At 36.8% G+C, this 14,185-nt stretch carries 15 protein-coding genes; 12 read left to right on the forward strand and 3 right to left on the reverse strand.

All coding sequences use genetic code 11. From position 1 onward, the window contains the following. Positions 1-399: 399 nt before the first annotated feature. The 8 genes from MHI01_RS29320 (at position 400) to yaaA (ending at position 6,217) form a co-directional block, all read left to right on the forward strand. Positions 400-1,074, forward strand: coding sequence for a hypothetical protein (locus MHI01_RS29320; protein WP_282320834.1), 675 nt, complete (start codon positions 400-402; stop codon positions 1,072-1,074). Between the two features lie 256 nt (positions 1,075-1,330). Next, complete coding sequence (locus tag MHI01_RS29325) at positions 1,331-1,690, forward strand: hypothetical protein (RefSeq protein ID WP_340984700.1); 360 nt, start codon at positions 1,331-1,333, stop codon at positions 1,688-1,690. A 63-nt stretch (positions 1,691-1,753) separates the two neighbouring features. Further along, a complete protein-coding gene (locus MHI01_RS29330) occupies positions 1,754-2,035 on the forward strand; it encodes a hypothetical protein (protein ID WP_340984701.1) in 282 nt (93 codons plus the stop codon). 235 nt (positions 2,036-2,270) lie between these two features. Continuing rightward, positions 2,271-2,726, forward strand: a complete 456-nt coding sequence (locus MHI01_RS29335; RefSeq protein ID WP_340984702.1) for a hypothetical protein — start codon at positions 2,271-2,273, stop codon at positions 2,724-2,726. 217 nt (positions 2,727-2,943) lie between these two features. Then, positions 2,944-3,345 (forward strand): DUF4279 domain-containing protein, encoded by a 402-nt coding sequence (locus MHI01_RS29340; RefSeq protein ID WP_339177743.1) that lies wholly within the window; start codon positions 2,944-2,946, stop codon positions 3,343-3,345. A gap of 54 nt (positions 3,346-3,399) precedes the next feature. Continuing rightward, a complete protein-coding gene (locus MHI01_RS29345; RefSeq protein WP_340984703.1) occupies positions 3,400-3,840 on the forward strand; it encodes a hypothetical protein in 441 nt (146 codons plus the stop codon). Positions 3,841-4,371: 531 nt separating this feature from the next. Then, a complete protein-coding gene (locus tag MHI01_RS29350; protein WP_083669817.1) occupies positions 4,372-5,250 on the forward strand; it encodes a prohibitin family protein in 879 nt (292 codons plus the stop codon). A 214-nt stretch (positions 5,251-5,464) separates the two neighbouring features. Then, positions 5,465-6,217, forward strand: a complete 753-nt coding sequence (yaaA, locus tag MHI01_RS29355) for a peroxide stress protein YaaA (RefSeq protein ID WP_339177737.1) — start codon at positions 5,465-5,467, stop codon at positions 6,215-6,217. Between the two features lie 207 nt (positions 6,218-6,424). On the opposite strand, the gene MHI01_RS29360 is transcribed toward yaaA, so the two are convergent. Further along, positions 6,425-6,988, reverse strand: coding sequence for a DUF4879 domain-containing protein (locus MHI01_RS29360; RefSeq protein WP_076328002.1), 564 nt, complete (start codon positions 6,986-6,988; stop codon positions 6,425-6,427). A 646-nt stretch (positions 6,989-7,634) separates the two neighbouring features. On the opposite strand from MHI01_RS29360, the gene MHI01_RS29365 reads away from it, so the two are divergent. From MHI01_RS29365 to MHI01_RS29375, 3 genes are all read left to right on the forward strand, one after another. After that, the gene (locus tag MHI01_RS29365; RefSeq protein WP_340984704.1) at positions 7,635-8,957 is read left to right on the forward strand and encodes a WXG100 family type VII secretion target; all 1,323 of its coding nucleotides are present in this window, start codon (positions 7,635-7,637) and stop codon (positions 8,955-8,957) included. Between the two features lie 22 nt (positions 8,958-8,979). Next, the gene (cdiI, locus tag MHI01_RS29370; protein ID WP_105599580.1) at positions 8,980-9,354 is read left to right on the forward strand and encodes a ribonuclease toxin immunity protein CdiI; all 375 of its coding nucleotides are present in this window, start codon (positions 8,980-8,982) and stop codon (positions 9,352-9,354) included. 330 nt (positions 9,355-9,684) lie between these two features. After that, on the forward strand, positions 9,685-10,017 hold the full coding sequence (locus tag MHI01_RS29375; RefSeq protein ID WP_340984705.1) for a hypothetical protein: 333 nt from the start codon (positions 9,685-9,687) through the stop codon (positions 10,015-10,017). Between the two features lie 506 nt (positions 10,018-10,523). Here MHI01_RS29375 and MHI01_RS29380 read toward each other — a convergent pair. Beyond that, entirely contained in the window at positions 10,524-11,045 is a 522-nt protein-coding gene (locus tag MHI01_RS29380; protein WP_340984706.1) for a GNAT family N-acetyltransferase, read from the reverse strand. A 194-nt stretch (positions 11,046-11,239) separates the two neighbouring features. Between MHI01_RS29380 and MHI01_RS29385 the strand changes: the two genes are divergently transcribed. Continuing rightward, positions 11,240-11,605 carry a hypothetical protein gene (locus MHI01_RS29385; protein WP_340984707.1) on the forward strand — a complete coding sequence of 122 codons (366 nt, stop codon included), beginning with the start codon at positions 11,240-11,242 and terminating at the stop codon, positions 11,603-11,605. Between the two features lie 418 nt (positions 11,606-12,023). Here the strand turns inward: MHI01_RS29385 and MHI01_RS29390 are convergent, their stop codons facing one another. Further along, positions 12,024-13,742, reverse strand: coding sequence for an AAA family ATPase (locus MHI01_RS29390; RefSeq protein WP_340984708.1), 1,719 nt, complete (start codon positions 13,740-13,742; stop codon positions 12,024-12,026). Positions 13,743-14,185: the final 443 nt, after the last annotated feature.

Here is a 14,185-nt window from a genome sequence, read left to right on the forward strand (position 1 = left end):
AGGATGAGACACCCTTTCTCTCTAAAATAAAATTAAATAAGATCATCAACCCACCTAGTTGTTATCTGAAAATAATTTGGGCTGATATGGTATTGGTGGAATAGATTTACGGTCAAAGTAATAATAATCATAGCAAAATGGCGCATTGAGATAATGAGAATAACGACCTAACTTCAGGTAATAGAAGATTGACGAGTGGATATAGTGATTTAGATATAAGGACCCATGCGACAAAGTGGGGATTTCTGTTCGGTAAGGACCAGGATCGGTTATGAGTGGATACATAGAACCATTTTAGAAGAATAACAATGAAATTTATCGGAGGAACAGATCGAACAGATTCTACAGGCTGGATCGGTTGTGTTAGAATATAGGAATTATGGAAGTTGGAGGGTTGAAGTGGGAATACATAAAGAGTTAAGTCAAATTAGAGCTGAAAACCAATCCACTACAAAACAAAATGTCCTTTCAATTGTAAGTGCGATAACGATCGGAGTGATTTTAGGTTTAGCGGCAAAGCTTGTGGATGCTCAGGGGATTAACCCCATATTTGACGATATTGGTGGGCGTCTAGGTATTTGGATTTTTGTTGCCACACTCATATCGGTTATTAGTTATTCTCCTAAACTAGCAGTAGTTAAGGTATTCTTCTTTTTTGTGTCGCTACTAACTGTTTATTATCTATACACCGTGTTTTTTCTACATTTCGTTCCAATGAAAGAAATTATTTTTTGGGGGATGTGTGCAGTAGTATCTCCGATGTGTGCTTATGTGATGTGGTATGCACGAGGCAATGGAACTGTACCTAGTCTAGTGTTATCCCTTCCAATCACAGCTCTACTGTCCGAAGGGTATCAATTGCGCGATGCTTACTTGCCCGAGCATACTCATTACTATTTGATCCCAATACTTATGGGAATATATCTAATCATGGTCATTATTTTATTATTTATTGTTCCTACGAAAAGACTTAAATTTTTGATTATACTACCAATATCTATAATAATGTCTTTCATCATCATATATTTTGATGTCCTAGGGCGGTTATTCGGTGGCTTGAACGGAGTGTTATAGATCACTTTGGCAGATTGTCATACAAATGCGACAGTCTTTTTTACAATAGTATATTTGCTTGTGTCAAAGTCTGGTTCGTCCTGTGTTGCCATAACAGGATTAATATTTGAAAAGATGAGAGCTACTGCAAAAATGGTGACCATAATCTTCTTGAAATTCAAAATAATTCTTCATTTTCTCTAGATGTAATTTATTATGATCTCTTATTTTGCTAATTTAGTATTTGCTATATCTTGACTATAAAGGAGGATTTATTATGAAGAGAGTATCGTTTTTTTTGCTTTTTCTTCTTCTATTGACAGCATCCGCTTGTTCAAACAAAGTCATTTCATATACAGGAGAGAGTGAGAATTGGAGTGTCTCATGTACCGTTCAAAGTAATAGCTCTGTAGCAAGTTATGAATATGAAATTAGGTACTTAGGAGATAATCCTTCATTAATTGAAAAAGTTAAAACCAAATTTATGAGCAAAAATATTCATTCTACAGGAGAAGTTCCTTTTAATACTGTAATCAGAGGAAAAGCTGAAGGGATGTCCCCATTTTTGGATGAGGATGAATTTATAGTTCAGATGGATTGGGAAGGAAAATCGGAAAAGATAGTGGTTACCAAATGATGGTGATAATAAGCGGAAATATTAATAGAATTACAAACTACAGGCTAAAGTGAGGTGAATAAAATGAAATTTCTAAAGGGAGTATTGATTGTAATTGCACTAATAGTTGTAGCTTCAGTCACATGGTATGGCTCCTATAAGAATGATATGAAGGATCTTGAAGATGGTTTAAGAACGTATTTAATCGTTGAAAAGGGTATGGATGAACATGATATTATTAGCATCACCGCTCGTCGAAGTAAAATGCCACAGTATCCTGTAGTCGTCAAATTGGAGGATAACCCACAGGAATATGTCTACACCTACAGAGAAACGAAATGGGTACAACTATGGCCTGATCCATAATTCTTCAATGGTATGTCCGATATTATTCGGTTTTATGGAATATTACGTCCTTTGGATGGGTTAGGCCTTATCTGTTGGATATGCAAGAATAAGTTGCAAGGTCCGGGTTTCAGCTCGCTTTATCAATTTTGGGGTAGCAAACTCTCAGATCATCTTTAATCTGAAAGCAACTGCATCCGGGGCCAAGATGGAAAGAGGGTAAATGGTACGTTGCTAAATAGAAGGAAGGTCATATTTGAGAAAAGGATTATTTATAGGTTTATTATTGATTACAGTAATCATTCTGGTGTTTTTTATGATGAAAGATCCGGTTCCCGTAGAAACTAGCAGGCATGTAAAATCTGTTGAACTAAAAGGTAATGTGTGCTTAGTTACCGTCAATAACCCTCAAAAGTCTACAGAGAGTACTCAAACAGAACAGTTCGAAAGTCAGTCATGCACAAATTTAAAAGAAGGAGATGCAATAAGCTACCAATCTCTAAGTCAAGGTAAGTATCTACACATCGTTTCAATTAATAAAGAACTAACAAGAGATCCTCTGTCAGGCTCAATAACTAAGAAGTTTGAGGAGGGTGGAAATATGTATATCTCCGTTGAATTACCTGGTGTAGGGGAAGAAATCTTCTTAATAGATAAATCGGACATTACTTTTTACTTGGATACTTGGGGACTTCCTATTCATTTAATTTAAGTCTATTGTTCAACCAATACATATCTGAAGACTCACCAGTTGCTTTTACTACATGGGGGAATATGTCGAGGGACAAAATGTGGTCATTTAAAATTCGCTAATTTAAATTTAAAGATAAGTAAGATGTTCAAATATGATAATAAAATGGATCAATAAAGAAGGTAGTACTCTTGCAGTTCAGGTTTTTGATATATGAATAAAGTTAGGAGGATCATATATGGACAAAACGAATATTATGGCTGAATTTATCATTACAGGAGATCATTTCGAACCGAAGTTAATCACAGAACAGATTGGAATTGAACCATCTGGAACCTATATAAAAGGAGAAAAGATTGATGATAGAGATTTGTATCGAAAGGAAACCTGTTGGTTTTTGGAGACGGACTATCAGGAATCTTTTGATATCAATCAGCAATTGAATCACATACTCAATCTTTTGGAGCCACATATAGAAAAGTTGAAAACCTTGAGAATGAAGCATAATTTGAATTTTCGGTTTAGCTTCTCGATTAGGATTATGCATAATGAGACCCCTGCGATTACTATTGAGAAAAAGGCAATTGGTATAGCCTATGATTTGAACGCAGAGTTTGATTTTGATTTGTATATTCTGTAGCAATGGAAACAAGTCATTCTGAAAATACATACAGAGGACAAGGGAAATGATTAAATGAATATTGGAGATATTGAGAAATTAGCGGATAGGTTACCTACAGAAGTTTTACTGTCTTTGTTCAGGAATGCTTTAAAAGATTTTGAAAATAAGATTCTTGATAAAAAAGTTTTTTTGTTAATCCTATCCGAATTAACAGATCGACAAATCATGACTTATGAGCTTTTAGAGGATAAAACTAGAAATGAGATGGATGTCTTAATGAGGAAGTTATGGAATACTAATTCCTACGAAGATGTAGATATCATACTCTCTATTGTTGTTAACCTTGGTTTGAAGAATTGTTTTATTAAAATTAAAGAGTCTATAAGTAAAGAAGATAATATAGATTTGATAATTTTAAACGAGATTAAAGAGACGATTATGGAGGTTGGAGATCATATTTCAAATCCATACTATGACTTAGAAAGGTTTAAATCATCTAAAAGTGAGTTTTAGCTCATAAGATGGTAACCTGTGATATAAATTTATAGTTTTAATTTTGGTTCGTATCATTACTCATTCGAAGATGCCATTAAACATTTTGATGGCTCTTTTTTTGTGACAGTAGGGCAGTTTATTTAGAATATGTGTACACCTACAGAGAAGAGCAATGGATACAACTCCTGATCCATAATACCCAGATGAATTGATGATCACTTTCTTGATAGGAATAACCGGGTACTGGACGCCGATTCATCCACCTTTCTCTTCTCTACTTTACCTAATAGTAGTTCAAGCGCGGAATATCCTTGAAACCTAATACGAATTTACAAAGTATATATAAAGAAGGATATAATTAGTTACCATTTATAAATTTGTACTCGGTTACATCCATAGAGGGGAGGACGGATATGCCATTTATTGGGGGAATCATTTTAATTTTTATCCTAGCATTTATTCTATGGTCATTAATGTTCCCGCTATTCAATAAAATAGGTAGTAGAATTCTGAAGAAATACAATAAATTCAAACAGGAGGAGAATGGTGATGAAAAATTCAAAGACGTTTAGGGTAGGGGCAATTGCGGTTGCATTAGTTATTATTGTGGGAGTGCTAATGGTGACCTTCTTTTTAACACGAATTCCTAATGGATATGTTGGGGTCGTATATTCACCAAATGGAGGCGTAAAAGATAGCACACTGAGTCAAGGGTGGAAACTCGTTGGAGCGTTTGATAAAGTGACGAAATATCCGATCCGAATTCAAACGGTGGAATACAGAGATATTCAGATTGCTACTTCTGACGGGAAAAACATCACAATCGATTTTGCTTACAACTACCAAGTAGAACCAAGTAAAGTATCTTCTATCTTTAATACATTTGGGCCAATTAGCATTCAAGAAATTGAGGATACATATCTCAAAACACGTTTCCGTGACGCAGCTCGTAAGGGGATTTCCAAGTTTACAGTCATTGATGTGTATGGTGAAAAGTCATCCGAAGCAGGAGTAGACGTGCAACAACGTTTTTCTGATGACGTTAAAGAGTTAGGCTTTATTGTATCCAACGTTACTGTAGGTGTTCCTCAACCTGACGCCAAGACTCAGGAAGCAATCGATAAGCGTGTCGAAGCTTCTCAAGAACTGGAACGTAAAACGACTGAACTGGAGATCGCCAAGAAAGAAGCAGATCGTAAGCGCGTGGAAGCGCAAGGTAATGCAGACAAACTATTGATCGAAGCAGAAGGTCAAGCTAAAGCAAATAAAGAACTTCAACAATCATTGTCGAGTCAACTCGTTGAATATGAAACCATTAAGAAATGGGATGGAGCCCTTCCATATGTAAGTGGGTCAAATACGCCAATGATTCAATTGCCGACTACAAAAACTGAGCAAAATAGCGGCGGGGGGAGCGTATCTCCCTAATAGCGGTTTGAAATGCACGCCTTGCTTTCTCACCAATTTAATGTGTTGAATTCTAATGAACAAGCCGGTCCAATCGTGGGCTGACTTGTTCATTTTAAGTCTTTTCAAAGGTACCATGAGGGATTTAGTTAAGCCATGGCATTGGATTCACCTGTCCAATCCTGTACAATGGATAACGACAAAAACAACGGTAGATTAAGGATGGATCAGCACGATGAGAATTATCATATCACCAGCTAAAAAGATGAAGATTGATACCGATCTTATGGCTATCGCACAGATGCCGCAGTTTATAAACGAGTCAGAACAGCTATTGAGTCTGCTTCAAAAGTTATCCTATGACGAACTCAAAGCGATGTGGAAGTGTAACGATGCAATCGCCGAACAGAACGTGGAGCGGATTCAGAATATGAATATAAAAGCAAATCTGACACCAGCAATCTATGCCTATGAGGGCATTCAGTATCAATATATGGCTCCAGGTGTTTTTCAAAATGAGGAACTGGCGTATCTTCAGCAGCATTTACGCATATTATCCGGTTTTTATGGCATGTTACGGCCTTTGGATGGCGTTACTCCTTATCGGTTGGAGATGCAGGGCAAGCTGCAAGGTCCAGGTTTCAAATCGCTCTATCAATTCTGGGGTAGCAAACTCGCAGATCAGCTTCAGTCGGAAAGCAATTACATCCTAAATCTAGCGTCCAAAGAGTATAGCAAAAATATCACGCCTTTTCTAAGTGAGGAAACCCGGTTCATTACTTGTGTATTCGGACAAATGGTCAATGGGAAGCTTGTTGAAAAGGCAACCTGGGCTAAAATGGCCAGAGGTGAAATGGTACGTTATATGGCAGAGCATAAGATTGCAGAGGTGAAGGACGTAAGAAACTTTGATCGGTTAAACTTTGCCTTTTCAGAAGAGCGATCTGACGAGAGTACGTATGTATTCATACAAGCAGAGGGAAAGTAGCCTACAGTGCAACGGTGGGTTTCTATACAAAGTCGCGCCCTTTAAGGTCACAATGAGAAAAGACGCAGGGGATGTATATCCCTGCGCCTGATCAAGAATTATTAAATCCATGTCCAAAGCTGATGAGCTTTTGGGCTTACTTTCCGTATTCCTCAGGATAGAACCAGGATAGCCAAATCCTCCAATATTCATATTACATCCTTCCTGTTAGCGAACATTAATCCAAGCGGTCCACTGAGTTGGAATATTAATGGAATAGACTGTACCTACAAATTGTCCCCCTGTAGTAGGCGCTTCATAAACCCAAGAATAGGCCCAAGCATCTACGACACGGTCACCGTCCAGATCAATAGCTTCAGACCAGTTGTTTGTCATTGTATTGCCGGCGAGTGTGCCGTAGTGACTGCTGTCATAACCGATCTGGAAAGTAATACACTGAATCCAAGCCCCACCATGATCATTGGTTGTGGACAGTGGGTTGTTATTGAAGCCGTAAATTTCTTGACCGCCATTCGGAGATACGACACCGTATACATTAATGTGAGATACTTTCGGAGCAGGCGCAAACAGAACTGGACCACCCACATTATCAGCCTTCTGCGATTCAAATTCAGCCTTAGCCGCTTTCACAGCTTCACGGAATTCTTTGGAATTAATAATTTCTTCCTTTGTCATAGGTTTGGCTTGAGTCACATCACCGTCTGCATAGGCAGCTACATTAAATGAAAGCATTAGAACAAGAATAAGAGCTAAACTAATCAACTTTCTCATAGCAATAAATTCCACCTTTCTTGTTATGGGTATTCTTTAACAAAAACATGCGGTTACGACAAATAGACCTGCTTGCAGCTTAAAGCCTCTTGCCCTCCTCTCTTTTAAAGATGATTCTTCTCCTTTTTTCTTTACTAAAAAAGAAATTAAGAGGTAGAACTCTACAGGCTAGAAAACTCTATGAAGTAGGAATGTATATGTAAAATGAATGCCTGCCAATGATTATGTGTTGCAGACAAAATGTAAAACTCATTTATACGCATTGATATCTTAGTTATGTTAGGCTCTGATCCCCATCTTGTTAATATAAGATTCCAAAATAAATATTTAAATTGTAATATATTCCATTTATACAAACATATAGTACCCCCTATCAACGGCACAAGTCAAGTTCATTCTTTAATTCTATTATTTGTTAAAGTTTTCTGCTTGTCGTAGTAAAATGCCACAGTATCCTGTAGTCGTAAAAGGAAAACCCTCTGGAACATGTATACACCTACATAGAGATCGTATGGGGCTGAGGGACGGATATAAATCATTCTGAGCGTGGATTCATGCAGTGAAATCAGGAGGTTAGCCGGATGTAATTGCCATTAAAATTCTGCTAACATAGTCCTATCATATCTTAGATGAGCGGTGAAAACGGATGAGTACAATTAAGGTGACTCCTGAGCAACTACATCATGTATCCAATCAGGTGGATCAGGCCAGACAACAGTTGGAGCATATTCGCAGTGAACTGACGAGACAGATCATGTTCGTTCAGATGATGTGGATGGGGGCGACGCAGGAGCGATTCTACTATGAGTTTGAGCAGTCGCGCCCTGTATTGCAGAAGGCGCTGGAAAGTATGGTGGGCATCTCCAAGGAACTCAAGGATATCGCCATGCGGTTTGAGAATGTCGATGCTGAAAAGGTGAGTCTTGGAAGTGCTGTTGGCGCTGTGGGTGCGGGAGTAGTGATGAAGACCTTGGGTAATGATGCGAGTACGGAGGATAAAGGCTACCGGATGGCGCAAGTCAATGTGTATGGGAAGCTGATGTGGATGCCTGTGAACGAGAATGGTGTTACGGATCAGGCAGCCCTTCAGGCATATAAGAAGGATCAGGGGCATTTGGATATCAATCGGATGCAAGCTACGGATGCTGAAGCGCCAGGAGAAGATATTTATGCGATGCAGATCAAAGCCTTTGAAAATGGAATTCATCCCTTCACAGGCGAGCCTGTATCCGATAAGTATGCTCAGATGATGTTGACTTCTCTGAAGTTCAGCCAGCTATTTATGGCATTTCAGATGGTTCGTGGGAGTATGCCGGGTGGCAAAGGGCCGTTTCGCTTGCCTGCCTCTGATCCGGCTGTGGCGAAGATTAAAAAGAATCTGGAAGCGAGGAAAGCGAATGAGCAGAAGAAGGGTTCTGAGGGCAAGGGACAAGCAACTAAGACAGTAATAAGTGAACATGTAAGTGATGCGGAGAAATTGCAAAGGCCATATGCTCACCTAGTAAACGTTGATGGATTTAAGAGAGGTAGCAGACCTGGAGTATCTGGTGGTCATAATATGGACAAATTTAATGGGGCCTTACAAGAAGACGCAAATAAGTATGGACTGAGTGTTAAAAAGGATTATTTTATAGGTGAACCCAAGAAGCACAATGTCGAGGGGATCTACGAGGTGGAGTATCAAATTCCGTCCTTGAAACGAAGTGAATCAGATAAAAGTATTTTTGAACCGATAACGGACTCAAATGGAAATGTGCTTGGGAAGAGAGTGAATGATCCCAAAACAGTATATGATCCTAATATAATTTCTAATGAAAAAATGTATAATTGGGGAAAAGCAGCATTAGAGCCACAGATACAGGCTGGAAACGTGAAAAACGGGATAGTTAAAGGAGAACTAAATGGGCTGAAATTTGTGGGGTTCGTAGATGAAAAAGGGAACATAAAGAACTTTTATCCTGCTTTTTAATTAATATCGAAGGAGAGATATGATGTACAAAATTTTGACAACAAAAGCTGAAATAGATAGATTAGTCGAATCTTATTTCTGGATTATTGATTTTCCGAGAGCTTTAACATACTTCGGAGATCATGAGAGACATGGATATGGTTCAGGTCCACTGGAGGTACAATTTTCATCCTATCATATGCCAGAAGAGGAAGAGTATATTGGTGATCAGAAAGTGTGTTTTATTGGAGAGCCGCCAGCATATGATGAAGATGTAATTGCAGTGATGGAGCATGATGAATTTTATAACTATTTGATGATTTACAGTGAGAAGTACGTGGAGGAGCACCCAGAAGCTAAACAGGAGATTTATAATTTATTAGATATGGTAAAAAAAAGATTGGGTTTACATTCTTAACTCACTGATTGTGAATCATAAATCATTTACGAGGATCTACGAAAGTTCGTTTATCTTATACGTCCATAGTATTCATAGTCCAAGTATTGGCTGTACAGTTGGGAAGATATGCAAGCACTAAAAACGTTGCCGTATGACCCCGATTGATGTTATAAAAATTCGAAAGCTCTTCCCACCTGAACGTTGTGAGGATTGAGCTTTTTTGTATGCAGAAAATAACCAAAGAAGGTGACATGACAGCAAATAAAGGTGCTGAATAAATTATTGTGGGCTATATTGATATGATTACATCCGCCTGTCCATTGTAATAAAAAGATTGGAGATACGAACATGATTAAATATAGGTATACAATCGAATATAAAGAAGATTTCAACGAAGTTATCGTGGACTTAGGCATCGATTCATCGTTAAAGAATGGTTATCTAATTAGTAATTCTTTGGGATCGGATATATTTGGAGACTTCGCCACGATCCAGGAAGAGATCGGAAACTTAATCGAATTACTGAAAGGGGAAATAACGTTATACGAAGGTGGAGGGAATGTGAACTTAATAAGATCTGACCAGTCTTTTACAACTTTTGAAGATATCTTTGCAGAAGAAGATGAAGAGGACAGTATATGTGAAATTGAGACGTTAGAATATGTAAAGATACTATTGTAATGGGCAAAAGAGAACTTTCAGTATAAAAGCCAGCGAGGCGTTATCTTGAAAGAAGAAGGGCAAGTAGCATTAGAGTGGTTAAACGAAAAATATATTGAGGTTTTAGTTTTGGGTCAAAAGATCGAGCGTATCAACAATTTGAAATTGATTGAATGAATGGTATGAACAATAGATCTGTAATATTTTGCGGAGAAAAGTGAAACTTTTCATTGCTCAAAAGTTACTGCAGTATAGCGAATTCGGAAAAACGTGTGCGAGTCAACGGTTAATACTATATCAAGTAAGTAATTAATAGATCCATTACATATACCTAGTTTGTTTCACTAAATGCGCGTAAGAACCAATTCATCTGCAATACTCAATGAGTTTCCCAATGGAATAACATCAAGAACGCGAAATTCACAATATAAGGAATATTAAAAGACAAAAAAGCCTAACCCCTCAGTATCTTGAACAAGGAATTTGGCTTATGGTCTTCAGCTTAAACAGCCGCGTCCGATTGGTGATTAGAATAATGATTTATTTGTCCATTTATAATTAATGAATTTTAACATTTGCCCATTCATTTCAAATTCTTTATCACTAGTTTCAATATGCTCGAATCCGTTTTGCTCTAAAACTTTTTGAGATGCTATATTGTTGGTGGTTGTTTTTGCCTTAACTTCTTTTATATCTAAATCAACTATTGTATTGAGTAATAATTTTAATGCTTTTTTAGCAATACCTTTTCCAGTGTGGATTTGTCCCACTCTATAGCCAAGAAATCCTATTTTATCGGAATCATCAATATCAACTAAATTTATTCTTCCAAGAATCGAGTTATTTTCGTCTTTTATTAAATAAAAAAAGGAGAGTCCTTTGACTTGTTCATCAAGCAGAGATTCATTCCTTACTTTAAAAACCTCAGGTATGTAATAATCATCTCCTCGAGACGGTACCATTTCCTCGAAAAAAATTCTGTTTTCAATTTCGAATTCATACAAGTCTTCAATATCTGTATCTTTTAACTTCTCAATTATTATATTCATGAACCCTTTCCTCCAATCAACTCTAATGCAAGATACTACGAATCTACTTCTGTAAACTATAATTTGTACTACGATATGAGTTTGTTCTAATTTCCTCATTTTGGATATGTTAAAAAATATTGAATTTATTGCAATTAAATTTTTGTACAGCAAGTATAACATCCTATTTCGTTATTCGACATTATGGGCGATTAATGGATATTCAAATCCCTAGTAAATTTGAGCAATCTTTGGATGGACATTATGGAAACCTAGGCTCGAAGATGTGGGCGTATATTAAAGGTCAACTGGAACAAAACATGAGCAATTATATAAATAACGATTCTGCGGTCTTACAACTACCCGATGACGATGTACTTACTTCCCAATGGACTGCAAGAAAATGGTCAATGACCAGCAAGGGCAAGATACTTCTTGAAAGTAAGAAAGACATGAAGAAGCGTGGATTAAAGTCACCTGACCGAGCTGACGCATATGTTCTCACATTCGGTGAATATTTGATGGGAACCCCGCAGTCTATTATAGTTCCAACAATAGGCGGTGTATCAATAAAAAGATAACAAGAAACTTTGAAATCATATTAAAAGGGAGACTGATTGTAAAGTAACTTGTATCTACAATAAAAATAGATCTGCTGCGGGCAAGACGGCAAACGCTACGATTCTTATAGAGAAACAGCGTTGGGTGTCAAAAGATATGACTTCTATACACACCAGTTGGAAAGGGCATAACGACTAATCAAAGACGAAGAAGCCCGTATAGCCGTTGATTACAGGTACATTCAAGGTTATTCACGCAAGGAAACGATACTCTTCTTCAGGCGTTCACTCAGTGACAGTACTATCAAACGCAAAATCGATGAGGGACTGGAGAGTGTGGCAAATAATTTGAAGCTTATCGGCTTTTTTGAGCAAGATGATGCTGAATTCTAAAAGAGAAGCTGACGATTAATTCGTCAGCTTCTCTTTTTTTGCATTATTATCCTTTAATGAAATCTAGCAGTTCGTTTTTAAAGAATTCCAGTTTTTCTGGAGTAGTATTTAACACTTTTTTAGTCAGTTCCACTCCATGATCTACTTTATTATAATGTAAAGAGTAATTTTTAAATAATCGTTCTAACACTTCACTTCCAACGACATCTTTTAACACATTTATAGAACCTCTAGGAAATAATTTAATGTCATCGGCTGCTAATAATAATTGTTCAATATCGCCCTTTATTCGATTGGGGTCTGTAACAACTATTGATGTATATTGGTTAATGATTTCAGAAAGCTCTTGATAACAGTCCAAAAAGTAGTTCTCGTACTCTCGTCGTTCCAAGATAATTATACTATCTCCATAGCTTTCTCTTAATGTGAGAAGTTTTTCGTCGGTTTTGTTATCTGCATCAATAATTATTTTATAAGGTATTGGGCTCTCAGATATGCCACTTAGAATTAAGTCAAGTTTGCCTTTATGCTCTCGCATAGAAGAATTCTTAGTGAAATAATTACCAGTTCCCTTCATGTTTAATATTCTGTAATTATAACCGATCTGTTTTAAGCCGAAATGAGAGAGGATCATTGGAAGTACAATTTCTTCAGTTTGTCCTTCTACAAATATTACTTTATCAGACAAAGCATAGTCGCTGTTACTTACACCTATATCCTGTAGTACTTCTTGTATTTGTTCTAATTGTGTGAAAGTACTTTTACCTTTCATCTTATTAACATGAATTAAATATTTTTCTGAGGGATAATTAATTAAGATAGGTGAGTGCGTAGTGAATATAAATTGGTGCTCACTGCCCTCACTTACTAAATCATATATGGCCTTCTCTGCAGAAGGATGTAAGAATACTTGTGGCTCATCAAATAGAACAACACTATTTTTTTTTGTATAGAGAACACACAATAATAATAGAACGTGAGTATAACCACTTCCGCAATCTGATAGGGGAATCGGTGTATCAAAGCCTTCAAAGGATACACTAATAAAAGTTTGCCTCGCACCGTTAATAGGAGTACTAATAGAGGTAACATCAGGGAAGATTTGAATAAATGTTTCCACAATTTTATCAAAAATTTCTTCCTCATTGTTATGCAGAGTATAGAGCAAACCATGGAGATTAGAGCCATTAATATTCAAAGAACGGTTTAAAGTGGAATCTTCGGTCGGAAGAACGTGTCTGGAGCCAGCTATATATACTATTTTTTCCTTGAGAAAAGTCATTAAATTTTTTAAGAAGGTAGGTGTGTCCGAAAAGGAGACAACACCTGAATTATTTATATACATTAATTTATAACTTGGAGTCTTATTATTATAATAATTTTGATTAACGTAAAAAGGTTTATATGAACTCTCATGATAGACTTCTACCGCACCAATAGAAGTAGCAAGGGTATTCTCACTATATTTAATAGAGATACTAAATTTGGGATAATTGTCCACTATATATTCGCTTTCAACCTTCTTATTTAATTCATAAATTTCTTCGAATGATAGGCTTACTTCTAAAATGATTTCTGTTGAATTGAAAGTGTCTGCTATAACACTTTCCAGATTGCCTCCTAGGACTTTATATATAGCTTCAATGAATGCCGATTTACCTGTATTATTTCTCCCTGCCAAGGCATTGATTTTATTATGTAAATCAATTTCTTCTGAATCTTCAATACTTTTGTAATTTCTAATACGTACACTAAGTATTTTCATTATGTATACCTCGTTTCTTTATTTCGATTTAATAGAACAATATCATTATAGTCTATCTTAGCTTGTAATTTGAGAGAGGATTATTGACCCGAAGGTAAACCTAGTCTGCCCTCATTTTAAAACCATGTTGAACCCCACGTGAATATTTTTCCATGATACATTAGGAGCATAGAAAAAGGCGAGAATGAAACGCACAACTGCAATAGAGGTATATATGACTGGGGCGTTCCTCTTATCGCTTTTCTGTTAACTTACGAAGGTAATTCAATTTAGGTACCGAATTAGTTGTAGGGGAGGTGTCGATCATTGGATTTCTGGCAACTATTAATTGCATGGATTGGTATCATCTGCTGGGTAATCGCGTATAAAGATCGGGTAAGCAGATGGATACTGTATCCTGTGTCGCTTGTTTGCTTATTTGGTACATTCATATTTTGGATTCT

This window comes from Paenibacillus sp. FSL M7-0656 (genome assembly GCF_038003225.1).
GTDB classification, from domain to species: Bacteria; Bacillota; Bacilli; order Paenibacillales; family Paenibacillaceae; genus Paenibacillus; species Paenibacillus amylolyticus.